17 protein-coding genes and 1 pseudogene are annotated in these 22,208 nt (G+C 58.0%); 9 read left to right on the top strand and 9 right to left on the bottom strand.

Going from position 1 to position 22,208, the window contains the following annotated elements:
• Positions 1-80 precede the first annotated feature (80 nt).
• Positions 81-725 carry an MBL fold metallo-hydrolase gene (locus VL547_RS02015; RefSeq protein WP_325574629.1) on the top strand — a complete coding sequence of 215 codons (645 nt, stop codon included), beginning with the start codon at positions 81-83 and terminating at the stop codon, positions 723-725.
• Positions 726-734: 9 nt separating this feature from the next.
• Here VL547_RS02015 and VL547_RS02010 read toward each other — a convergent pair whose 3' ends face one another.
• From VL547_RS02010 to arfB, 3 genes and pseudogenes are all read right to left on the bottom strand, one after another.
• On the bottom strand, positions 735-2,258 hold the full coding sequence (locus VL547_RS02010) for a lipopolysaccharide biosynthesis protein (RefSeq protein ID WP_325574627.1): 1,524 nt from the start codon (positions 2,256-2,258) through the stop codon (positions 735-737).
• A 41-nt stretch (positions 2,259-2,299) separates the two neighbouring features.
• A complete protein-coding gene (locus VL547_RS02005) occupies positions 2,300-3,073 on the bottom strand; it encodes an MbnP family protein (RefSeq protein ID WP_325574625.1) in 774 nt (257 codons plus the stop codon).
• A gap of 10 nt (positions 3,074-3,083) precedes the next feature.
• Positions 3,084-3,485 (bottom strand): annotated as a pseudogene (gene arfB / locus VL547_RS02000) (alternative ribosome rescue aminoacyl-tRNA hydrolase ArfB); the annotation flags it as partial.
• A gap of 37 nt (positions 3,486-3,522) precedes the next feature.
• On the opposite strand from arfB, the gene dtd reads away from it, so the two are divergent.
• From dtd to VL547_RS01975, 5 genes are all read left to right on the top strand, one after another.
• On the top strand, positions 3,523-3,975 hold the full coding sequence (dtd, locus tag VL547_RS01995; RefSeq protein ID WP_325574621.1) for a D-aminoacyl-tRNA deacylase: 453 nt from the start codon (positions 3,523-3,525) through the stop codon (positions 3,973-3,975).
• A complete protein-coding gene (locus VL547_RS01990; protein ID WP_325574619.1) occupies positions 3,975-4,298 on the top strand; it encodes a nucleotide pyrophosphohydrolase in 324 nt (107 codons plus the stop codon). The genes dtd and VL547_RS01990 overlap by 1 nt, the downstream gene beginning before the upstream one ends.
• Positions 4,295-5,236 carry a YihY/virulence factor BrkB family protein gene (locus VL547_RS01985; protein ID WP_325574617.1) on the top strand — a complete coding sequence of 314 codons (942 nt, stop codon included), beginning with the start codon at positions 4,295-4,297 and terminating at the stop codon, positions 5,234-5,236. Before VL547_RS01990 ends, VL547_RS01985 begins: the two co-directional genes overlap by 4 nt.
• A 115-nt stretch (positions 5,237-5,351) precedes the next feature.
• Entirely contained in the window at positions 5,352-6,800 is a 1,449-nt protein-coding gene (locus VL547_RS01980; protein ID WP_325574615.1) for a glycine--tRNA ligase, read from the top strand.
• A gap of 127 nt (positions 6,801-6,927) precedes the next feature.
• The gene (locus VL547_RS01975; protein ID WP_325574613.1) at positions 6,928-7,209 is read left to right on the top strand and encodes a hypothetical protein; all 282 of its coding nucleotides are present in this window, start codon (positions 6,928-6,930) and stop codon (positions 7,207-7,209) included.
• 5 nt (positions 7,210-7,214) lie between these two features.
• On the opposite strand, the gene VL547_RS01970 is transcribed toward VL547_RS01975, so the two are convergent.
• Positions 7,215-8,714, bottom strand: coding sequence for a xylosidase (locus tag VL547_RS01970; protein ID WP_325574611.1), 1,500 nt, complete (start codon positions 8,712-8,714; stop codon positions 7,215-7,217).
• 93 nt (positions 8,715-8,807) lie between these two features.
• A complete protein-coding gene (locus VL547_RS01965) occupies positions 8,808-9,524 on the bottom strand; it encodes a ferredoxin--NADP reductase (protein ID WP_325574609.1) in 717 nt (238 codons plus the stop codon).
• A gap of 88 nt (positions 9,525-9,612) precedes the next feature.
• On the opposite strand from VL547_RS01965, the gene VL547_RS01960 reads away from it, so the two are divergent.
• From VL547_RS01960 to murI, 3 genes are all read left to right on the top strand, one after another.
• On the top strand, positions 9,613-10,272 hold the full coding sequence (locus VL547_RS01960) for a hypothetical protein (RefSeq protein WP_325574607.1): 660 nt from the start codon (positions 9,613-9,615) through the stop codon (positions 10,270-10,272).
• Positions 10,273-10,461: 189 nt separating this feature from the next.
• On the top strand, positions 10,462-13,860 hold the full coding sequence (gene mfd, locus VL547_RS01955) for a transcription-repair coupling factor (protein ID WP_325574605.1): 3,399 nt from the start codon (positions 10,462-10,464) through the stop codon (positions 13,858-13,860).
• Between the two features lie 31 nt (positions 13,861-13,891).
• The gene (gene murI, locus VL547_RS01950; RefSeq protein ID WP_325574603.1) at positions 13,892-14,725 is read left to right on the top strand and encodes a glutamate racemase; all 834 of its coding nucleotides are present in this window, start codon (positions 13,892-13,894) and stop codon (positions 14,723-14,725) included.
• 18 nt (positions 14,726-14,743) lie between these two features.
• On the opposite strand, the gene VL547_RS01945 is transcribed toward murI, so the two are convergent.
• From VL547_RS01945 to gyrB, 4 genes are all read right to left on the bottom strand, one after another.
• Entirely contained in the window at positions 14,744-16,096 is a 1,353-nt protein-coding gene (locus tag VL547_RS01945) for a M28 family peptidase (protein ID WP_325574600.1), read from the bottom strand.
• A 135-nt stretch (positions 16,097-16,231) separates the two neighbouring features.
• Positions 16,232-18,145 (bottom strand): lectin-like domain-containing protein, encoded by a 1,914-nt coding sequence (locus tag VL547_RS01940; protein WP_325574598.1) that lies wholly within the window; start codon positions 18,143-18,145, stop codon positions 16,232-16,234.
• Positions 18,146-18,177: 32 nt separating this feature from the next.
• The gene (locus VL547_RS01935) at positions 18,178-20,133 is read right to left on the bottom strand and encodes a lectin-like domain-containing protein (protein WP_325574596.1); all 1,956 of its coding nucleotides are present in this window, start codon (positions 20,131-20,133) and stop codon (positions 18,178-18,180) included.
• Positions 20,114-22,102 (bottom strand): DNA topoisomerase (ATP-hydrolyzing) subunit B, encoded by a 1,989-nt coding sequence (gene gyrB / locus VL547_RS01930; RefSeq protein WP_325574594.1) that lies wholly within the window; start codon positions 22,100-22,102, stop codon positions 20,114-20,116. The genes VL547_RS01935 and gyrB overlap by 20 nt, the downstream gene beginning before the upstream one ends.
• Positions 22,103-22,208 lie beyond the last annotated feature (106 nt).

Raw genomic sequence — 22,208 nt, 5'->3', positions numbered from 1 at the left:
GTTCAATGTTCTAAATTCGTGTTTTGTCTCGGAGCAGGAACAAAGCCGAATCAGGTTTTAAAAGTACAAAAATCAATTTTATGTTCGCCGTCCAGGTTTTTACATTTAGCCCGATCCAGGAAAATACATATGTGCTGGTGAACGAAGGGCGGGAGGGGGTGGTTATCGATCCTGGATGCTACGACGAGGCGGAGAGGGAGGCATTGGCGGATTTTTTTAGTCAAAACGGCGTCCAACCTAAATTATTGTTACAGACCCACTGCCATTTGGACCACGTTTTCGGCACCCGTTGGCTGGCCGGCGCCTACGACCTGGTCCCCCACGTGCACCCACTGGAGGAGGAGCTGCTCTCGCTGGCCCCGGCAATGGGTCTGGCCTGGGACTTACCCTTTGACGGTTACCAGGGGCCCCTGGTTTATTTGAAACCCGGCGAAATCATCGATTTCGGGCAAGACCGCCTGGAAGTACTGTTCGTTCCAGGTCACAGTCCCGGACACTGCTGTTTTTATTGTGCCGCCCAGGGTTTTGTCATTGGCGGCGACGCCCTTTTCCGGGACAGCATAGGCCGCACGGACCTGCCCGGGGGAGATCACGAGACCCTGCTCCGGAGCATCCGCGAACGGCTGTTTACGCTCCCGGAGGATACAATAGTGCTCCCGGGGCACGGACCGGGGACAACCATCGGTTATGAAAAACGGAATAACCCGTTTTTACGCTTGGATTAGCGCGGGAATTTATACCTGTAAGAATCGGCGGAGGATGGGCAGCCGGTTGACGTAGGGTATGCGGCCGAATTCCTTTTTCTCCACCCTCAGGATGAACGCCCCGTAGGCGGCAAAGAGGATCGTCGCGGTCCCGATGCTGAACCAGCGGTTCGGAACCAGGTGGACAAGGCCCTGGTGGACGAAGTAAAGGACCAGGACGATCAACATATAAGCTACCAGCTTTTTCCAGGCGTACGGTACAGGATAGACCTTTTGACCCCACACGTACGACAGGACCATCATGGTGCCGTAACAGATACAGGTCGCCCAGGCGCACGCCAGGTAGCTATATTTCGGGATGAAAATGTAGTTGATCACGAGGGTGATCCCGGCACCGATCAGGGTGATATAGGCCCCCGCCGAGGTCTTATCGGAAAGCTTGTACCAAATGGATAAATTGTAGTAAATCCCCAGGAACATATTGGCAAAAAGCAGGATAGGTACGACTTTCAACCCTACCCACATACTGTGCCGGGTTACGAAGTACTTCCAGACGTCCAGGTAGAGGGCGACGAAAAGGAACATCAGCGTGATCGTAAGCACAAAGAACTTCATCACCCTGGCGTATATGCGCTGGGGATTCTCCCCCTTGGCCTGTTTGAAGAAAAAGGGTTCGGCGCCCAAACGGAATGCCTGGATGAAAAGCGATATGAGCAATGATAGCTTGTAGTTGGCGCTATAAATACCCACCTGGAAGTCTGCCGCGTCCCGGGTCGGGGCGTGTACCCACCAGCCCAGCATAATCCGGTCGAATGTCTCGTTGATCATACCCCCGAAGTTGTAGATCGTGATGGGTAGGGAATAAAGGATCATCTCCCGCCAGAGACCGGCGTTGAACTGTGGCCGGAAGCTGGTCAGCTCGGGTAGTAGGAGCACCAGCTGGAGCAGGTTCTGGACAAGATTGGCGATAAAGACGTAGCCCAGCCCGATGGCGGGAGAGTAGATCGCCAGCAGCGGGGAAACGCCGCCCTTGGCCTCCAGCGCGGGGCACACGGAATAAAAGAAATAGAGGAGCCCCATGTAGCATAGGATGCCGGAGACGCGTACGAAGGCGTATTTCCTGGGGCGCCCGTCCAGACGGAGCTTGGCAAAGGGCAGGGTGGCCAGGGCGTCGCTTGCCACGATCAGGACGGTCAGCTTTATCCAATCCGGGTGCTGGTCCACCAAAAGCAGCCGGGCCAGGGGTTCGGCCAGCAGGAACATGATGCCACCCACAAACAGGGATGAGGCCAGGATGGAGACCATGAGCGTGTTGTAGAGCTCCCTGGGATGGGGATGCTTCTGGGCGAAGCGGAAAAACGTGGTTTCGAGGCCGTAGGTGAAAATGACGTTCAGGAAGGGGATGGCCGCGTAGATGATGCTTTGCTGGCCGTATTCGGGACCGGTGAGGACGAGCAGCAGGTAGGGCGTCAGCAGATAGCTCAGCATCCTGGCTACAATCGAACTAACGCCATACCACATCGTTTGCCCCGCCAATCCCTTGATCGAACTCAATGCCTAGAAAATTTGGGAATAAAGATACGCCATGGCGGCCGCTATTTGATGATTACGTTCCGTACCACGAACATATGGGCGTAGTTGTCTGCATACTCGGAGGCCAGCTGTCCCGGGGCGGTACAGGTGCTGTTGCCCGAAATGGGAAGGTAGTGGACGGCCGAAAACCAGGTCTGCACGTCGGTGTCGATCCTGATCTGGACGGTATCGGGGATCACCGGACTCACGGTGACGGGTAAACCCGGGAGGGCCAGGGTTACCTTCCTCAGGACGTTGTATGGTCCGGTATAGCCCGAAATCTGGTAGTTGAAGGAAAAGTTCACCTGGGAGCTGGCGGGGGAATACCCCGTGAGCTCGGCCATGATGTAGCCCTGGTTGCCACCCAGGAACATCCCCTTGGAGGGGTCGAGGTCGCCGTTGCGGGGACCGCTGGCGTCGACGGTGCTGTCCACGCCGATCAGGAAGGAGATCGCCACCAGGGAATCGGCCACCCCCGGGAAGGAGACGCTGGTCGTTGTCGTGTCGAAGGCATCGACGAGCCGGTAAACCGAAGGTATGTTGGTGAAAACCCCGCTGGAGGAGATGAGCTGGACGTTGGAGATGTAGTATTTGAAAGCGCCCACGCTGAATTGTTCGCCGGTATAGCTGTCCTGGTAGATCGTGCCCCGGGTGAGGGGGGCGATTCCGGCCACGTTGTTGAACCAGAGCTGGATGGTCGTGGGGCTGCCGGTGGCGCTCAGTTCCTTTTTACAGGAAGAAAGAGACCAGCAGGTAGCGATAGACAATATTATCAGGCCCGTCAACAAATGGCGCATGTGCCGTTAATTATATGTCTGACAAACGAATATTCCGTCTCGATGTTTTGCGGCCGGCCATTATTTTTTTTGACTCCAGCCGCCGTTCCGCCACCGCCCGGGGCGCTTTGGTGGCGATACGCGCCTTTTTTGGGGTGAGCGCCTTGTTCACCCAGTCATTCATCTTTTCCCGCACCCGGTCCTTGTTCCCCAATTGGGTCCGCTCGGACTGGGAGCGGCCGGTCAGGTAGCCTTCCCGGTTGATCCGGTGGGTAAGCTGTTGGGTGAGGACGGCCTTGGCTCGGTCGTCGACCAGGGTGGAGGATGCGACGTGCCAATAGCCCTCGACCATGGTCTCCACCTTGTTGACGTTTTGTCCGCCCTTACCGCCGCTGCGCGCGGTGTGGTATTCTATCTCCTTTGAAATATCTACCTTCATCGCCATACAAAGGTACATTTTAAAAGCTATTATGAGAGCGGTGATACAACGGGTTTCGCAGGCCGCCGTGACCGTGGATGGGATGACGACCGGCGCGATCGGCCCCGGGCTGCTGGTACTGTTGGGCGTGGAGGACGCGGATACGCCCGAAGAGCTGGTTTGGCTCAGCGGCAAAATCGTGGGATTGCGGATATTCAACGACGACCGGGGCGTGATGAACCTCCCGATCCGCGACAGCGGGGGCGATATCCTCCTCGTCAGTCAGTTTACGCTCCACGCCTCCACCAAAAAGGGGAACCGGCCTTCGTATATACGGGCCAGTAAGGCGGCGTTTGCCGAACCGATGTACGAGCAGATGATCCGGCAGCTGGGGGCGGACCTGGGGCGGCCCGTGCAAACCGGCCGCTTTGGGGCGGATATGCAGGTTTCCCTGGTTAACGATGGGCCGGTGACCATTTTTATCGATACCAAAAACAAGGAGTGATGACGCTACAGGAAGCTCAGGCAAGGGTGGACGCCTGGATCGGGACCGTGGGGGTCCGCTATTTCGGGGAGTTGACCAATCTTGGCATTCTTATGGAAGAGGTAGGTGAGTTGTCCAGGATCATGGTCCGGCGGTACGGGGAACAATCGGCTAAACCCGGCGACCTGGACAAGGACCTGGGGGACGAAATGGCGGACGTGCTTTGGGTCCTTCTTTGTCTGGCGAACCAGACCGGGATAGACCTGACGGAAGCGCTGGAAAAGAATTTTGACAAGAAAAACGTCCGGGACGCCGACCGGCATAAGAACAATCCTAAGTTATGAAGCTTGGAGACATTTGGGGAATCGTGAAACGGGCCGGGTCGGACCTGGTGAACGACCGGGTCTTCCGGATGAGCGCCGCCCTGGCGTACTACACCGTTTTCTCCATGGCGCCGATGCTGATCGTGATCACCACGCTGTGCGACTTTTTTTATGGCCAGCAGGTGATCGAAGGGCGTATCTACGGCCAGATCAAAGACATCGTCGGCCAGGCGGCCGCCGTGCAGATCCAGGACATCATCCGACGGGCGATCCTTTACCTGCACCACAGCTGGGTGGCGCGCATCGGCGGCTTCGCCGCCCTGTTGTTCGGGGCCACCAGCGTCTTTTCGGAAATACAGGATGCCCTGAATTATATCTGGCGGGTTCGCGTCAAGCAAACCAGCGGGTGGGGAAAGGTGCTCCTCAACCGGTTGTTGTCGTTCTCCATGGTCGTGAGCCTTGGTTTTATCCTGCTGGTATCGCTGGTACTGGATGCCATTATGGATGGATTGAGCGCGCAGCTGAGCCGGGCTTTCCCGGGGTTGGCGGTGGTGGTGGCGCATGCCATCAACCTGGTCCTGACTTTCGGGTCGACCTTCCTGCTGTTCGGCACCATCTTCAAGGTACTCCCCGACGTCCGCATCCGCTGGCGGGACGTATCGGTGGGGGCCTTTACCACCGCGGTCCTGTTCATGTCGGGCCGCTTCGGGATTGGCTACTATCTCCACGTAAGCCATATCGATACGAGCTATGGGGCCGGGGCTTCGATCGTCATCGTCCTGCTGTGGGTATACTATTCGGCCCTGATCCTGTACTTCGGCGCGGAATTTACGCGTGAGTACGCCCAGTGCAGGGGGAGGCGGATACAACCGAACGCCTACGCCGTCTGGATCAGGCAGGTCGAGGAGGACGCGGGCCGCGCGGCGCAGGTACCGGAGGACAAGCGTACGGCCCGGTGAGACCGCGGCGCGATGGCGGGCGGCCCCCGAAGGGGCAATCATGAGCGAAGTTGGCGCCAAAGCGCTAAATTCTAGTAAGGGCGCTTTGGCGCCAACACGTATCTTTGTCCCCGCTATGTCAGTTTCCAACGAACCCAACAAGTTTCAGGCGGTTATTTCGCACGCCAAAGAATACGGCTTTATATTCCCCAGCTCCGAAATATACGAAGGTCTCAGCGCGGTATACGACTATGGTCCCTGGGGCAGCGAATTGAAGAAGAACATCCGGGAATACTGGTGGAACAGTATGACGCGGATGCACGACAACATCGTCGGCATCGACGCGGCCATCTTCATGCACCCCACCACCTGGAAGGCCTCGGGTCACGTGGATAACTTCAGCGACCCGATGATCGATAATAAGGATTCCAAGAAGCGGTACCGGGTCGATCACCTGATCGAGGCTCGCGCCGATGCGCTGCGCGCCGCAGGGGACACGCTGCCCGCCGATAACCTCCTGGTCGAGATGGACCGGTTGCTGGCGGCCGACGACTTCGCAGGGCTGCGGGAACTGATCCTGCGCGAAAATATCGTCGATTCCGTTTCAGGGACGGCGAACTGGACCGACGTCCGACAGTTCAACCTGATGTTCTCCACCCAATTGGGGAGCGTCAGCGATGAGGCCAGTGAGATTTATTTGCGGCCCGAAACGGCCCAGGGTATTTTCGTGAATTTCCTGAACGTGCAGAAATCCGCGCGGATGAAGGTTCCCTTTGGGATCGCCCAGGTGGGGAAGGCGTTCCGCAACGAGATTGTCGCCCGGCAGTTTACGTTCCGTATGCGGGAGTTCGAGCAGATGGAGATGCAATTCTTTGTCCGGCCCGGCACCGAAATGGAGTGGTATAACTATTGGAAGGCCGAGCGGATGAAGTGGCACCAGGACCTTGGTTTTTCTCCGGATAGGTATAGGTTTCACGACCACGTAAAGCTGGCTTTTTACGCCAACGCGGCCGTGGACATCGAGTTCGACTTCCCGTTTGGGTTCAAGGAAGTAGAGGGCATCCACTCCCGGACGGACTACGACCTTTCGCAACACCAGAAATTCAGCGGTAAAAAGCTCCAGTATTTCGATACCGAGATCAACCAAAGCTATGTGCCTTACGTCATCGAGACCTCGATCGGTCTGGACCGGACGGTGCTGTACGTGTTGTGCGAATCCTATGCGGAAGAAGACATCCCGAAGGAGGACGGTTCCAAAGATAGCCGCGTGGTATTGCGGATCCCGCCAAAGGTGGCGCCGATAAAGCTGGCGGTGCTGCCGCTGACCAAAAAGGACGGTCTGCCGGAGATCGCGCGGGATTTGATGAAAGAGTGCCGGGAAGATTTTTATTGTTTTTACGAAGAAAAGGACAACATAGGCAAACGATATCGCCGGATGGATGCGCTGGGGACGCCATTTTGCGCCACGATCGATCATCAAACCAAAGAGGATCAGGCAGTTACGATACGCCATCGGGACTCGATGGCGCAGGAAAGGGTGCCGTTGGCGGAGGTGAGGCAGTGGGTAAAATTACGTACGAAATAGGTTTTTTTGCGTGTAGAAGAGGCCATAGGCCTGCATCAAGCGTAAAAGTACTATTGGCACGTATGTAAAATAGGGTTACATTTGAAAAGAGTATTCGACCCTTTTTAATCTAAAACCTATGTAACGTATGGACCTTTTTACATCTGTCCCTTTGAGCTTGACCGCGCCATCCTCCGTTTCATTTATAGGATTGTTTGGCCTCCTCGTTGCCGGCGTACTGACCGGTTACCTCCTCCGCTTTATGCAGCGGAACAAAAGCAAGAAACAATTGCTGAAGCTGGAAGACGAAATGTTGCGCAACCACGCAAAAATCCTTTCGCTGGAAAAGATCATCGCCGACCTGAAGCGCGAAAACAACCAGCTGAAGAATATTTACGCGAGGCGCACCCGGGAATCCCAGTTGCACTAGGCCCCTTACGGGGTTGCGTTTGCCTGGCCGCTGTCAGCGCTTTCTCCCCCGTTTATATGCCCCGTGGATACCACATAGTAATACGTGGTCCCATGAGTCAATCCACTATCCGTATATGTGCTCCCGGATAGGTTGGTGGCGATTACTGTATAGGGGCCCCCGCTGGTGGTTGCGCGCTTTACGTTGTAACAAGGCGCTTCGGTTACCGCTGTCCAATTGACCTGGACAGCTGTCGTAGATACCACCTGGGCCGTAAGGCTGTCGGGCGGCGTCAGGGTCGGCGGTGTCGGCCTGGTGGATGTCAGCGCGATCTGGCCCTTGAACATCCGGTCTCCGTCCCCCGTCAGCCGCATGTAGTAGTCCGCCGAACAGGCCGTCCCATCTTCATTCAAGCCCAGGATATTGGTTCCGGAAGGCACGGTGGCCGTTGTTTCAGCGGTCGCCACGATCTCGTTGCCTTCCCCGAATTCGTCGAACATGGATATGTAGATTCCCTGACAACGGGCCCGGGTGGCATTATAGAACATATGCCACATCAGGTCGCCATGGACCCGCTGGTGCAAGGACAGGTCACCTGGCAACACGCAGGGCTGATAGTCGACGCCATTTGCCTTGCAGTCCGCTTGATCCGGCACCATGAAACCGGTGTAGATGTTGTCGGCGTCCGATATACTGCCCACCGCTCCGATCAGCCACGGTGAAAGCATGTCGAAGGCATGGTATACATCCAGGTAGCCTGCCCGGGAGCCACCCGTACCGGTCCTCCACTCCCTGGGCACGCCGCCGATGACATAGCAGCCCTGGGTTTTAAACCAGTCGACCACGTCCATACAGGCCGCGTCCGAAAAGGGATGGTTCGCGTCATTAAAGCCAAACCCCCAGATACAGACCACCGGTTTTCCGTTTTGACGCGCATAGGCCGAGGATGCGGTATACGCGCTCATTTTGCCGGTCCAGTCCGTTTTGATTTCGGTCTCCATGTTGGTCCAGCCGGTCACGTCATACATGATATAAAACTTCCGGGTGTACGTCTCCGCGGCGGTCTTGACCTTGGCGGTGATCCCGTCGCGGATGGGCCCTTCCGGTGAGTTCGGATTAAACCGTTGGAGGGCCGCGCCGTCGATCCCGTTTTGTTGCATCCACTGGAATTGCGTGTTGATGGTTTGTTGGTCCCAATCGGAGAACAAAGTGGAGGGGCGCCCGTCGTTTAGCGTGTCATATGGCGATGGATAGGCGCCGGTATACTGGCGCATATCCGGCCAGGCCTTGTAGTTGGGATCGACCGAACCGGGCCAGTGCCACCAGCCGTTCCATGGGGATCCGTCCCCCGGGGCGGCAAACCAGGCCTGGTAGCCGACGATGACCTTACCCACGACGTCTCCCGGAGGGGATGCCGTTGTATCGTTTTTGGGGGGAGGGGTTGTACCGCTTGTCTGGCCTTTTTTGGAGCAGGCCGCGGCAAGCGTGAGGCAAAGCAGGGTGAATAGGGCATTCCTTTTGAGCATCGTTTGGTATTTTAGGCTTACCAAACAATATAGATTTAGGGCATTAATTAATGCCTAACCCGGCACTAGCGCCGGCGCCGGCCGGCTCCCGTACTAACCGTACAGCTCCAGGTGGACGCTTTTCTTGTCATAACCCAGGGCGCCAATCCGGTTCCGGGCTTCGTCGATCATTTCCTTCCAGCCGCACAGGAAGAACCAGGCGTCTTTTTTCGCCACGCAAATCGATTCGTAAACGCCGTGTACATAGCCATGGTGGTGGCCGTCGAGCTTTTCCCTCGATAGGGTGGGGTGGAAGTGGAATCCGTCCATGTTTTTGGAGAGTTCTCTCATTTCCCCGGCGTACAAAAGATCCTTGCATGTCCTGGTCCCGAATACGAGGTGGATGTCCTTATGGGGGGTGTTGTGAAGCTGCATATAATGCACCATGCTCCTGAAGGGCGCAATGCCCGTTCCCGTGCAGATCAGGAAGAGGTCCCTGTCCAGGGGATCCGGGAGGGTAAAAACACCCTGGGGGCCTCTTAAGGTCAATTCCGAGCCTTCTTTGACTTCGTTGAACAAGTAGGTCGTCCCGAGGCCGCCTTCGAGCAGCACGATCACCAGCTCGATGGTATTTGTCCCGTCCGGCCAGGAGGCGATACTGTAGCTTCGCCACCGCTTGTTCTTCTGCTCGTGTATCGGCAGGTCCAGGGTGACGAATTGCCCCGGCTTGAAGTCGAAACGTTCGAGCTCCGGGATTTCGATCCAGAAGCGCCGGGTGTTATGCGTCTCCTGCGTTATTTGCCTGACCCTGCCGGTCCGCCATGGCTCCATGCGCAATCGTTTTGCTCCTTAAGATAAGTTATTTCGCCCGTTTGCCGTGCCTCGGTCTTTCGGAGGGGAATTTGTATTTTTAAAGACTATGCTGCATAAGACAAACATACTCATTCACATCATCGCGGGCTCCGTCGCCCTTTTGTTGGGGGTTTTTGCATTGGTTTCAGCGAAAGGCGGGAGGTTTCACCGGAAGGCCGGGGACTGGTTTTTAGTGTGTATGAGCGTTGTGATCGTGAGCGGGCTTATGGGGGTGTTTGTTTTTAAGCGGAATACGTTTTTGCTGGTTATTACGGTATTGAGCGGGTATTTCGGGTATTCGGGATATAGGGCGGTCAGGATGAAGTCTAATCGGGCGCGGGCGCTGGATGTGTGCGTGGCCCTGGCTTCTTTGGGGTGTGTCGGCTATTTTCTTTACTATTTCCGGTCGATCGGGATGATCTGGTCGCCGGTGATCATTTATAGCACGGTGGGGACCCTGGTGCTGGTCGTACTGTACGATTTCGCCAGGTATGCCATTCCCCGGGAGGCCTATAGCGGGCTTTGGCTGTATGAGCACATTTTTAAGATGATCGGTGCGTTTACGGCGCTGCTCTCGGCGTTTTCGGGGACCGTATTTTATATGTACCAGCCGTACAGTCAATTCCTGCCGTCGGTACTCGGGACGCTGTTACAGATAGGGTTTATCGTCTACTATGCGTCCGGCATGGGCACAAAAAAGCGAGGGCAGTTAGCGCCTCGCTCTTAAATAAAATGGCAAGCAATCGTTCTCTAGTGGGGGTAAAGCTAATGATATTTTTTTGTTAAATGCAAGTTTATTTCAGGAAAAATGTGCTAAAAGGTTTAAGGCGACGCGCGGGTGTGGAGGCGGATCATGGAGGTCCGGAGGCGGATGTGGCGGTGCGCTGGGGCAAATTGCGTAACTTTGCGTCCGCGGATGAATTTGCAGTGGCTTTTAGACAGATATTCGAGCGATAACCGCCTTTCCCCGCTGGTGGAGGGGCTTTCCATGCCCGGTCCGCAACGTTTTCACGTCGGGCCACTCCACGGGAGCTCGTCAGAATTTATCTGTGCGGGGCTCTTCCGGAACCCGTCCCTGCAGGACTGGAACCACCTGGTGGTGCTGAACGATTCCGAAGAGGCGGCCTACTTTCACAATACGGTCGAAAACCTGACCGGGGCGTTGGACATACTTTATTTCCCTTCTTCTTTCAAGAACCGCAAAAACTACCGCTTGCTCAACAGCAGCCACGTGATGCTGCGGACGGAGGCGTTGATGAAGTGCAGTGCGCCATCGATCCGAAAAAAGGTCATCGTGACCTATCCCGAGGCCTTGTTCGAAAAAGTGGTCATGGCCCGGGAGCTGTCGGGAAATGTCATTTCCATAAAGACCGGGGATACGCTGGCCGTCGAGGCGCTGCTGGAAAAAATGGTGGGGTACGGTTTCGACCGGACGGACTTCGTATATGAGCCGGGGCAGTTCGCCATGCGGGGTGGCATCCTGGACATCTATTCTTTTGGCAACGAGAAGCCCTACCGGGTGGAGCTGTTCGGGAATGAGGTGGATTCCATCCGGCTGTTTGACCCGGAGTCACAGTTGAGCGAGCGTAAGTTGCTTCAGGTCAATATTATCCCCAATATCGAGACCAACTTCGATCAAAAGGAAAAAATAAGCCTCCTGGAATTCCTCCCGGAGAACACGGTCGTCTGGCTACAGGACTATGACCTGATCCGCGAGAAGCTCCTGGTGCAGGAGGAGGACCTGCAGTTGTTTTTCCAGCGGGAGAAGCTCGAACCCTTCAAGCCGCGGGAAGACAACGAAGAAACCCTCAAGGGGCTGGTGAGCCCGGAAGAGTTCGTCAACGAGGCGGACCTGCACGGGCAATTTGGCGCCAGACATATCATTGAGTTTGGCTACAAGCCGCACTGGGGCGGAATCGACATCGTCTTTCCGACCCTGGAGCAACCCGCCTTCAACCGGAAGTTCGACATGCTGATCGCGGACCTGCAGCGATGGGAGAAAAAGGGCTTCAGCCTCTTCCTTTTTGCCGAGAACCCCCGCCAGCTGGAACGCCTCCACAGCATTTTCAGCGACCTGAAGGCGGAGATACCCTTTACGCCGCTGGCGACGGCCATACACGAAGGGTTTATCGACGAAGGCAACAAGGTCGTCTGTTATACGGACCACCAGATATTCCAGCGGTACCACAAGTACCGCGTCAAGCAGGCCTACAACAAAAGCAAGGCGCTCACGCTGCGTACGCTCCGGGAACTCCAACCCGGCGACTACGTGACCCACATCGATCATGGCGTGGGGACCTACAGCGGCCTCCAGAAAATTGAATCCAACGGTCACCTGCAAGAGGCCGTCCGCATCCTGTACAAGGACGGCGACATCCTGTACGTCAACATCAACTCCCTCCACAAGATCAGCAAATACACGGGTAAGGAGGGGACGGTGCCCAAGATCAACAAGATCGGCAGCGAGGCCTGGCAGCGGCTCAAGGAAAAGACCAAGACCCGGGTCAAGGAGATCGCCTTCGACCTTATCAAGCTCTATGCCCAGCGCAAGGCCCAGGTGGGTTTTGCGCACGCTCCCGACAACTACCTCCAGACGGAGCTGGAGGCCTCGTTCATATACGAGGATACGCCCGACCAGAGCAAGGCTACGACGGACGTCAAACGGGATATGGAGTCGCCCTCCCCCATGGACAGGCTAGTCTGCGGGGACGTGGGTTTCGGCAAGACGGAGATCGCCATCAGGGCCGCCTTCAAAACGGTTTGCGACGGGAAACAGGCGGTAGTCCTGGTGCCCACGACCATCCTCGCCTTTCAGCACTATAAGACCTTTAGCGAACGGATGAAGGACTTCCCCGTGACCGTGGACTATATCAACCGGTTCAAGTCGTCCAGGGAGAAAAAGGAAACGTTGGAGCGGTTGCGTTCGGGCAAGATCGATATCATGGTCGGCACCCACGCGCTGCTGGGGAAAGAAGTAAAATTCAAGGACCTGGGCCTGATGGTGATCGACGAAGAACAAAAGTTCGGCGTGGGCGCCAAGGAGAAGCTGAAGACGCTCAAGACAAACGTGGACTGCCTCACGCTCACGGCCACGCCTATCCCACGCACCCTCCAGTTCAGCTTGATGGGCGCTCGCGACCTGAGCATTATCAATACGCCCCCGCCAAACCGCCAGCCGATCCAGACCGAGGTCCAGGTGTTCAACCAGGACTTTATCCGGGACGCGATCTATTTTGAAACGGAACGCGGCGGCCAGGTGTTCTTTATCCACAACCGCGTACAGAGCCTGCCGGAGATGGTGGGACTGGTCCAGTCGCTATGCCCCGACCTGTCCGTGGGGATGGCGCACGGGCAGATGGAAGGCCACGACCTGGAAGAGCGTATCATGGACTTTATCGACCGGAAGTACGACGTCCTGGTCTGCACGAACATCGTGGAGAGCGGAGTCGACATCCCCAACGTCAATACCATCATCGTCAACAACGCCCACCAGTTCGGGTTGAGCGACCTCCACCAGCTGCGCGGCCGGGTGGGCCGGAGCAACAAAAAGGCGTTTTGCTACCTGCTGGCGCCCCCGATGAGCACGCTCCCCGCCGATTCCCGCAAACGCCTCCAGACCCTGGAGCAGCACAGCGAGCTCGGGAGCGGTTTTCAGATCGCCATGCGGGACCTCGACATCCGCGGGGCGGGTAACATGCTGGGCGGCGAGCAGAGCGGCTTCATGGCCGAGATCGGCTTCGAGATGTACCAGAAGATCCTGGACGAGGCCATCCGGGAATTGAAGCGTACCGAATTCAAGGACCTTTTCCGCCAGGAAATCCAACAGCAGGATGACTTCGTGCACGATTGCACCATCGACACCGACCTGGAGATACTGATCCCCGACGAATACGTGGAAAGCATTACCGAGCGGCTGTCGCTCTATACCCGCCTGGACAACTGTGAAAGCGAGGACGAGCTACGGACGTTCTATCACGAGATGGGCGACCGTTTTGGCCCGATTCCCCAGCAGGTCGAGGACCTGTTTACGACGGTCCGCTGCCGCCGGCTGGCCATCGAGCTGGGCATGGAAAAACTCGTGTTGAAGGACGGGGCCCTCCGCTGCTATTTTATCGGCAACCCCGATTCGCCCTATTTCGAGTCGGCCGTCTTCCAGCGGATCATGCAGTTTATCCAAACGCACACCAATAAGGCGCGTCTTCGCCAGGTAGGGAAGAATTTCTTCCTCGTGATCTCGGATATGACGGGGATGGATAGGGTACACCAGATGCTGGGCAATATGCAGCAATTTGCGGCGGCGGCCGCGGAGGCGTAGCGCGCTTTCAGGGTTCGACGTATATTTAACTATGCAACAGCAGGGACCTATTGGCGTTTTTGATTCGGGTTACGGCGGGCTCACCGTATTAAAGGAGTTTGTACGGCAACTGCCCGCGTACGACTATCTCTATCTGGGAGACAACGCCCGCGCGCCCTACGGTGGCCGCTCCTTCGAGACCGTCTATCATTACACCCTGGAGTGCGTGCGGCACCTCTTCGATATGGGGTGTCCGCTGGTGATCGTGGCGTGTAACACCTCCTCGGCGAAGGCCCTGCGCACCATTCAGCAGAGCGATCTTCCGCTGATGGGCGACCCCCTGCGGCGCGTTCTCGGGGTCATCCGCCCAACCACCGAGATTGTAGGCCAATATTCCCTGACGCGCGAGGTCGGCATCCTGGGGACCGTCGGAACCGTTACCTCCGAGTCTTACCCCATCGAGATCGCCAAATTCTTCCCCGATATCCGCGTTTACCAACAGGCTTGCCCGCTTTGGGTCCCGTTGGTCGAGAACGGCGAGGCCGATGGGCCGGGCGCCGATTACTTTATTTCTAAATACCTGGATGCGATCCTGGCGCAGTCGCCGCGTATCGATACGCTGGTGCTGGGTTGCACGCATTATCCTTTGCTCGTGGACAAAATCCGGGCGTACGTGTCTCCTTCCATGCGCATCCTCTCCCAGGGCGAGATCGTCGCCCGTAGCCTGGCGGATTACCTTATTCGTCATCCATCCCTCGAGGCGCGGTTGTCGCGCACGGGGCGGCTCTCCTTCTATACCACCGAGACACCCGCTTCCTTCGAGCGGCTCGCCGGTATCTTCTTCGAGCACGCCCTCAAGGCGAATCACCTGGATGTAGGCGTTTAGGCGCCGCTGGCGGACCGGTTAGCGGCCGGGCAGCGGGATCACGGGGAGGGATTCGTTGCCGGTGGGGCCGACGGATTGGACGCCGAAAAAGTAGTTGTCCTTGGAAAGGGGCAATAGTACGTCGGTGTCGGTGGTGAATATCTTACGCTGCCAGACGGGGCTGGTGGTTTCACGGACAAGTATGTAGTATCCGCGGGGCGCGCCAACGGCGGGGGCCTTCCAGGTAAGGTGGGTGTTGTTGGTCAGTTCGCGGGTGAGGACGTTCGGGGAGACGGGGCTGCCGGGGGCCTTGGCGAGGTTGGCCAGACAGGCGAGGTTGAGGGCGGTGTTCTTGCGGAGGTACTCGAAGTCGATGAACTCAGGTAAGTCCCCGTATTGGATGCCGCCGGCAACGCGGACGTCCTGGTGCTGGCGGGTGTAGTTCTCGTTCATTTCGGTGATGCGGACGGCCGCGAATCCGTTCTCCTGGAAGGGGGAGTGGTCTCCGCCGCGGAGGAAGCGGTCGGGGCGGTAAATCTGGACGACCTGGAGGTTGTCGACATAGCGCTCGCCGGTTTCCTTGACGTACCGCGACAGGAGACGCGAGTCGCTGTCGTTTTCCAGACCCAGCTGGCGTATTTTCTTTGCCTGTGTTTCGATGCTGTAGATCGGCAGACCCTCGCTGAACACACGGACCTGGGTGTTATTTATGATGTTCGTTTCGCTGCTGTTGTTGGAGCCGACGATGTCGTTATTGAGCATCGCTACTATGTTCCAACCCTGGTCCTTGGCCTTTTTGGCCAGGACGCCGGAGCCCAGCAGGCCCTGCTCTTCCCCGCTGACGGTGACGAAAATGATGGTGGCGCCGAAGTGGTGGCGGCTCATGATGCGGGCGCATTCGAGGACCGCGGCGCTACCACTGCCGTCGTCGTTGGCCCCGGGGGCGTCGCCCGAGCCGTCCATGACGTCGGTCCGCCGGCTGTCGAGGTGGCCGCTGATGACAAATATGCGGTGGTCGTTCGGGTCCGTACCCTTGAGGGTGGCCACGACGTTCCCGAGGTTGACGGAGCTGGTGACGCGGCGCCCGTCGGCGGCGTATGTCGTGGTGTCGAGGATTGCCGTCATCCGGCCTTCCGAGGCCGCGGCAAAACGCTGGAAAGTGGCGAGGACCCAATTCCGGGCGGCGCCAATGCCACGTTTGGGGTCCGTAGTGGAGCTAACGGTGCTCCGGGTGCCAAAGGCGACCATCTGGGTAATAAAAGATTTAAGGGAGTCGGGGTTTACTTCCCGGACCATGGAAGCGATTTCGGGGTCCCGGTCGATAATAGTTTGCGCGTGGGTTGGGTTGCTTACGGCCAGGAGGAGGCCAAGGGTTGCAATCAGTCTGATCATACCGTAATATAAAAATTCTTGTTTAAACAATTCTCGTCATGTGCGTTGCTGTTCAATGTATCGGGCAGCTCGTCACCATCAAGGGCATCCAGAAGAGGCACTCACCTCCCTTTACGACATGTCCAGGCACGCTTGCTATCGGATGAGGAGGATGGTGCCGCGTTGGGAGAGCGCGTTACCGGTTGTGTCGATGGCGCGGAGACTGTAGACGTAGGCGCCGGCGGGGACTGGGGCGCCGGAGACGGTGCCATCCCAAGTAGCGTGGGGGTTGCTGGTGGAGAATACGAGGTGGCCCCAGCGGTCGTAGATGCGGAAATAGGTTAGCGATCGTATTCCGGGGGCGGTGAGGGTGACGACGTCGTTGATGCCGTCGCCGTTGGGGGTGAAGGCGTTGGGGACATAGATGGCGGGGCCCTTGTAGACTCCGACGAGGATGGAGGACTCGGAGGCGCATCCGAGGGAGGTATAGGCGGTGACGGTGTAGCGGGTGGTTTGGGCGATGGTGGCGACTGGGGTGGCGACCGCGGGGTCGGTGAGGCCGTCGGGCGGGGACCAGCGGTAGGTTTGGCCGCCGGCGGCGTGTAACGGTAGCGAGGCGCCCAAGGCGATGACGGTATCCTGTCCGGCATAGGCGTGGGAGGCCTGGACGGCGATGGGTTGTCCGACGGTATCGGAATAACATCCGTCGATGCTGCGCGCCCAAAGGCTGGCGACAAAACCCGTTTCGGTGGGGTAAATAGGGGTTACGGTTTGACCGGAGTCGGCGGTAGCGCCGAGCAGCCAATACCAGTCATCGATGGATACGGCCGAGATGTTTTCGGCGCGCAGCCTCAACGGCTGACCGGCGCAAACCGAGTCCCCCACAAAAGAGACCGCGGGCGTCGGGTGGGTGACAAAGGCGACGGTCAGGGTATCGCCGGCGCAACCCAGCGCGCTGGTTGTCGACAGCCGTAAGGTGACGCTGGCGGCAGGGCCCAGCACGATGACGGGTAAGGAGTCGGTGAACGTGCGTCCATCGGAGAGTTGCCAATGCCAGGAAGCAAAACCACCCAGGGTGTCGGTGCTGGTGTTGACCAGGGGAAGCGGCCGCCCGCTACAGGCATTGCCGGGGACGAAGCCGGGATGGGGATGAGAGCCGACGACCACGATGGACCGGGCGGTATCCGAAGCGCAACCGTCCTGGCTTTGGATGACCTCGGAGACGGTATACGCGCCGGTAGCAGCATAGGTGTGTGGGGGCGGATGGGCGCTCGTGCTGCCGGAGCCGTCCCCGAAGTCCCAATACCATCCACCTATTGGCCCAAAGGAAATCGAGCTGTCGCGGAATACGACGGGTAATCCCGCGCACGTTATGCCGTCATTGATGGCGATGTGGGCATCGAGGGCGGTACAAAATTGCTGGAGGTTGTATCCAGCCCCGGTAGCCCCGGTGAAACCCCAATAGACCGCGGATTTACCCAAAAAGACGCTGTCGACTATGTCCCGCGTGAGCGCCAGGCGGAAAACACCATCGATGTAAGCCGTAAGAGTGGTATCGGGGGCGTCCCATTTGATCTCGAGCAGGTGCCAGGCGCAGTCCTTGATGGTGGGGCTGCCCGCCAGGGCCTGCACCGGTCCGGCGAGGTTGTTCGTGTCCGCGTGGTCGACGTCCCCGTTCGCCTGGAAGGCCAGGTGGTCAAACGGTGGGTCGTCGTCGTTCGGGTTGAGGTGGGTGTCGATGGTCAACGCCAGCGACGGCCGTATCCCGGAAAATCCAAGACCTTCCCCGTCGCTGCCGATGGCGGTTCCAACGGGCTGCAGTACGAAAGCGATGCCGTCCGACCCTTGGACTCGGCAGCCCAGGAAGACCTTGAAGTGGAAGTCGAAGGACTGGCTAAGGTCGATTTCGTGACTGTTCCATACGGACCCTTGCCGGTGGGCCTGGTCCGGGGTCAAAGTATAGCAATTGCAGGACAATGCAGTGGCGTTCCCGTTCAGCACGTATTGTGCCCCGGCTGAGAGACAGGGCAGCCAGCAGAGGAAGAAAAAGTATGCGCGCGGAGGGGCCACGCAAGTATATACGGGACTGGAGCGGCGGGCGTCTAACGGATGATCAGGATCGTACCCCGTTGGGTCATCGTATGGCCGGTCATGTCGATGGCGCTGATGGTGTATACGTAGGTACCATCCGGGGCGGGCGTGCCGGAGACGGTACCGTCCCAGGTAGCCTGGAGGTCGGTGGTGTGATAGACTTCGTGGCCCCAGCGGTCAAAAATCTGAAAATAATTGAGCGTCCTGATGCCGGGGGCCACGAGGCGGAGAACGTCGTTAGCACCGTCGCCGTTCGGGGTGAAGGCGCTGGGGACATAGATGGCCGGCCCCTTATACACCTTGATCAGGATGGTGGCCGTGGAGGCGCAACCGGCGGTGGTGTAGGCGGTGAGGGTGTATCGGGTGTCTTCACCGATGGTAGCGACCGGGTTGGCAATATCCGGGTCGCTGAGACCGGTGGCGGGCGACCAGGCGTAGGTCGCGCCGCCCGAACCCTGGAGCTGGATGGGGTAACCCAGCGCGACGGCGGTGTCCCGCCCGGCATAGGCATGCGAGGCCTGGATGGCGATGGGCTGCTGGACGGTGTCCGAATAACAACCCTGGGGGCTTTCGGCCCACAGGCTGGCGATAAACGTGGTTTCGGCAGGGTAGACACGGGTTACGGTCTGGCCGGAATCAAGGTCGGTCCCCAATTGCCAGTACCACTGCCGGATGGGAACGGCCGCGGTGGCTGTGCCGCTGAGCGCCAGCGGCGTGCCCGCGCAAACCGAGTCCCTGTCGAAGGTGACGGCCGGCGTGGCGTTGACCGTAAACGGAAGGGTGAAGGTATTGCTGGCGCAGCCTTCGACGCTGACCGTGGACAGCGAAAGGCTATAGTTCCCCGGTTGGGTCAGGGTAATGGCGGGAAGGGAATCGGTAAAGGTTTGCCCCGTCGACAGCGCCCAGTTCCAGGTAGCAAAACGTCCTATAGTGTCGAAGCTCGAATTGACGAGGGGCAGCTGCTGGCCGGTGCAACCGTTGCCGACGATAAAGTCCGCCACGGGGTACGTCCCGATGGTCAGCACGGTTTTGTTGGGGTCGGACAGGCAGCCGTTGTTGCCGAGGACGCTTTGGGTAACGGTATAGACACCCGCCTTGGGATAGACATGGGGCGGAGGGTTCTGACGCATGCTGGTGTCCCCGTCCCCGAAGTCCCAGTACCAGTTCACGATGCTGCCAAACGACGTGGAGCTGTCGCGGAAAGTGATCGGCACGTCCTCGCAATAGGTTTGGTTGGAGGGGAAAGAATGACCTGCGTTGAGGGAGGTGCAAAACTGCTGGAGGTTGTCGGAGCCGCCGGTACTGGCGGTAAAGCCCCAGAACACCTGGGGACTCCCACTAAAGATGGAGCCCACGAGGTCCTTGGTCAGGGTCAGCCGGACTACGCCGTCCATATAGGCGGTCAGCGTGGTGGAAGGCGCGTCCCACTTGACCTCGAGTACGTGCCAGTTGCAATCCTTGATGTTGGGGTTGTTTGCGAGCGCCTGGACGGGGCCCGCCAGGTTGTTGGCGTCCGCGTGGTTGACGTCCCCGTTTGCCTGGAAGGCAATGTGATCGTATGCGGGGTCGTCGTCTTCGGTATTCTGATACGTGTCGATGGTCACGCCCAGTGAAGGGACGATGCCGCCAAAACCCAGGCCGTCACCCGTACTGCCCTGGCTGGTGTTGATCGGCTGGAGGACAAAGGCTATGCCGTCGGCGCCGAGCAGGCCCGTCTGGCAACCCAAAAAAACGTTGAAGTGATAGTCGAAGGACTGGGTCAGGTCGATCTCGTTCTTGTTCCAGACCTGTCCCGCCTGGAAATTCTGCTGGGGCGTGAGCGTATAGCAATTGCAGGTATTCTGCACGGCGGAGCCGTGCATGACGTAAGGATTGGCCTGCGGGGTCGTTTGGGCGCTGGCGTGAAAGCTATGACAGAGGACAATCGTTACAGCGGCGGCAATAGGTCTATACGTCGATCCGGGCATACTTGGCATGGGTTTCAATGAACTCACGCCTCGGCGCCACTTCATCACCCATGAGCATGCTGAATACCTCGTCGGCCACGGCCGCGCTTTCCAGGGTCACCATTTTCAGGATACGCTTGGCGGGGTTCATCGTGGTCTCCCACAACTGTTCCGCATTCATTTCCCCAAGACCTTTATAGCGCTGTATGGTGGCGCTGTCTTCCTTACCGCCGGCGACGCGCTCGATGGCGGCCTTGCGGTCTTCTTCGGTCCAGGCATAGACCTGTTCCTTTCCTTTCCTGACGAGGTAGAGGGGTGGCTGGGCGAGGTAAACATACCCCTGTTCAACCAGCTCTTTCATATAGCGGAAGAGGAAGGTCAGGATCAGGGTGGCGATATGGCTTCCGTCCACGTCGGCATCGGTCATGATGATCAGCTTGTGGTAGCGGAGCTTCGTTAGATTGAGCGCCTTGGGGTCCTCGGGGGTGCCGACGGTTACGCCCAGGGCGGTATAGACATTTCGTATTTCTTCGTTCTCCAGGATCTTATGCTCCATGGCTTTTTCCACGTTGAGGATCTTACCCCTCAGCGGGAGGATGGCCTGGAAGCTCCGGTCGCGGCCCTGTTTGGCCGTGCCGCCGGCGGAGTCCCCTTCCACCAGGTAGAGCTCGCAGCGCCCGGGATCCCTGTCGGAGCAATCGGCCAGCTTACCCGGCAAGCCGCCCCCGGACAACACGCTCTTACGCTGGACGAGCTCCCGCGCTTTCCGCGCCGCCACCCGTGCCTGGGCGGCCAGGATGACCTTCATGATCACGTTACGGGCTTCCTTCGGGTTTTCCTCCAGGTAGTTGTCGAGGGCCTTGGCAACCGTGGTTTCCACGATGCCCGCCACTTCACTGTTACCCAATTTGGTCTTGGTCTGGCCTTCGAACTGGGGCTCGGGTACCTTGACCGAAATGATGGCGCTCAACCCTTCCCGGAAGTCGTCCCCTTCGACCTCCACTTTGGCTTTCTCGAACAGCCCTTCTTTTTCACCGTATTGCTTGAAGACGCGGGTCAGGGCCCTGCGGAAGCCGGTGATGTGGGTGCCGCCTTCTATGGTGTTGATATTGTTGACGTAAGAGAAGATATGCTCTTTGAAGTCGTCGTTATAAGACATGGCGACCTCCACTTCCACGTTGGCGGCCTCGTCAAAGCCATCCACATACAGCGTCTTGCTGATCAGGGTATTGCGCTTTGCGTTCCGGTCCAGCATTTCCACGAACTCGACGATCCCCCCTTCACTGAAAAAGCTTTCGTTGTAGACCGGGTTCCCGGCTTCGTCCTTTTCACGCAGGTCCGTCAGGTTGATCCGCACCCCCCGGTTCAGGAAGGACAGTTCCCGGATACGTCCGGCGAGAATGTCCTTATTATAGATAAGGGAAGTAAAGATGCTGCCGTCGGGCCAGAAGTGTGTCGTTGTCCCGGTCCGGTCGGTTTCACCGATGGTGCGTACGGGGTATTCCGGTATACCGGTGTTATACTCCTGCTCGAAGACCTTGCCTTCACGGTAGACGGTTACGTGGACGTGGGTGGAGAGCGCGTTCACGCAGGAAACCCCCACCCCGTGGAGACCGCCGGAGACCTTATAGGTATTCTTGTCGAATTTACCCCCCGCGTGGAGCACCGTCATGACGACCTCCAGGGCGGATCGCTTTTCCTTGGCGATGATGCCGGTGGGAATTCCACGCCCGTCGTCGCGGACTGAAACGGAATTGTCCTCGTGGATGGTGACATCGATATTCTTACAGTAGCCGGCGAGGGCCTCGTCGATCGAGTTGTCTATCACTTCATATACGAGGTGGTGTAACCCCTTGATCCCGATGTCCCCTATATACATGGCCGGCCTTTTGCGGACGGCTTCGAGTCCCTCTAAAACCTGAATGCTTTCAGCTCCGTATCCGTTTGTGCTTTGGGTGGGCGTATCCACTGCTTGAATTTCAGTACTCATTAGTCGTTCAATCCTCCTTTTGTAGCAAAAAATAGCGTGGTGCAAAGGTAGTAAAAATAACCCTTTTAAGGCAATCCAGCGGTGTTAAAAAGGGCCTATTTATGAA

It is taken from the genome of Dinghuibacter sp. (assembly GCF_035492835.1).
GTDB lineage: Bacteria > Bacteroidota > Bacteroidia > Chitinophagales > Chitinophagaceae > Dinghuibacter.
This window is presented reverse-complemented; position numbering and strand designations above follow the sequence as displayed.

What these genes read in the sequence shown, in the direction of transcription:
- VL547_RS02015 (WP_325574629.1), top strand. Translation starts at nt 81, where the DNA reads ATGTTCGCCGTCCAGGTTTTTACATTTAGCCCGATCCAGGAAAATACA.
- VL547_RS02005 (WP_325574625.1), bottom strand. Translation starts at nt 3,073, where the DNA reads ATGCGCCATTTGTTGACGGGCCTGATAATATTGTCTATCGCTACCTGC.
- dtd (WP_325574621.1), top strand. Translation starts at nt 3,523, where the DNA reads ATGAGAGCGGTGATACAACGGGTTTCGCAGGCCGCCGTGACCGTGGAT.
- VL547_RS01990 (WP_325574619.1), top strand. Translation starts at nt 3,975, where the DNA reads ATGACGCTACAGGAAGCTCAGGCAAGGGTGGACGCCTGGATCGGGACC.
- VL547_RS01985 (WP_325574617.1), top strand. Translation starts at nt 4,295, where the DNA reads ATGAAGCTTGGAGACATTTGGGGAATCGTGAAACGGGCCGGGTCGGAC.
- VL547_RS01980 (WP_325574615.1), top strand. Translation starts at nt 5,352, where the DNA reads ATGTCAGTTTCCAACGAACCCAACAAGTTTCAGGCGGTTATTTCGCAC.
- VL547_RS01975 (WP_325574613.1), top strand. Translation starts at nt 6,928, where the DNA reads ATGGACCTTTTTACATCTGTCCCTTTGAGCTTGACCGCGCCATCCTCC.
- VL547_RS01970 (WP_325574611.1), bottom strand. Translation starts at nt 8,714, where the DNA reads ATGCTCAAAAGGAATGCCCTATTCACCCTGCTTTGCCTCACGCTTGCC.
- VL547_RS01965 (WP_325574609.1), bottom strand. Translation starts at nt 9,524, where the DNA reads ATGGAGCCATGGCGGACCGGCAGGGTCAGGCAAATAACGCAGGAGACG.
- VL547_RS01960 (WP_325574607.1), top strand. Translation starts at nt 9,613, where the DNA reads ATGCTGCATAAGACAAACATACTCATTCACATCATCGCGGGCTCCGTC.
- mfd (WP_325574605.1), top strand. Translation starts at nt 10,462, where the DNA reads ATGAATTTGCAGTGGCTTTTAGACAGATATTCGAGCGATAACCGCCTT.
- murI (WP_325574603.1), top strand. Translation starts at nt 13,892, where the DNA reads ATGCAACAGCAGGGACCTATTGGCGTTTTTGATTCGGGTTACGGCGGG.
- VL547_RS01945 (WP_325574600.1), bottom strand. Translation starts at nt 16,096, where the DNA reads ATGATCAGACTGATTGCAACCCTTGGCCTCCTCCTGGCCGTAAGCAAC.
- VL547_RS01935 (WP_325574596.1), bottom strand. Translation starts at nt 20,133, where the DNA reads ATGCCCGGATCGACGTATAGACCTATTGCCGCCGCTGTAACGATTGTC.
- gyrB (WP_325574594.1), bottom strand. Translation starts at nt 22,102, where the DNA reads ATGAGTACTGAAATTCAAGCAGTGGATACGCCCACCCAAAGCACAAAC.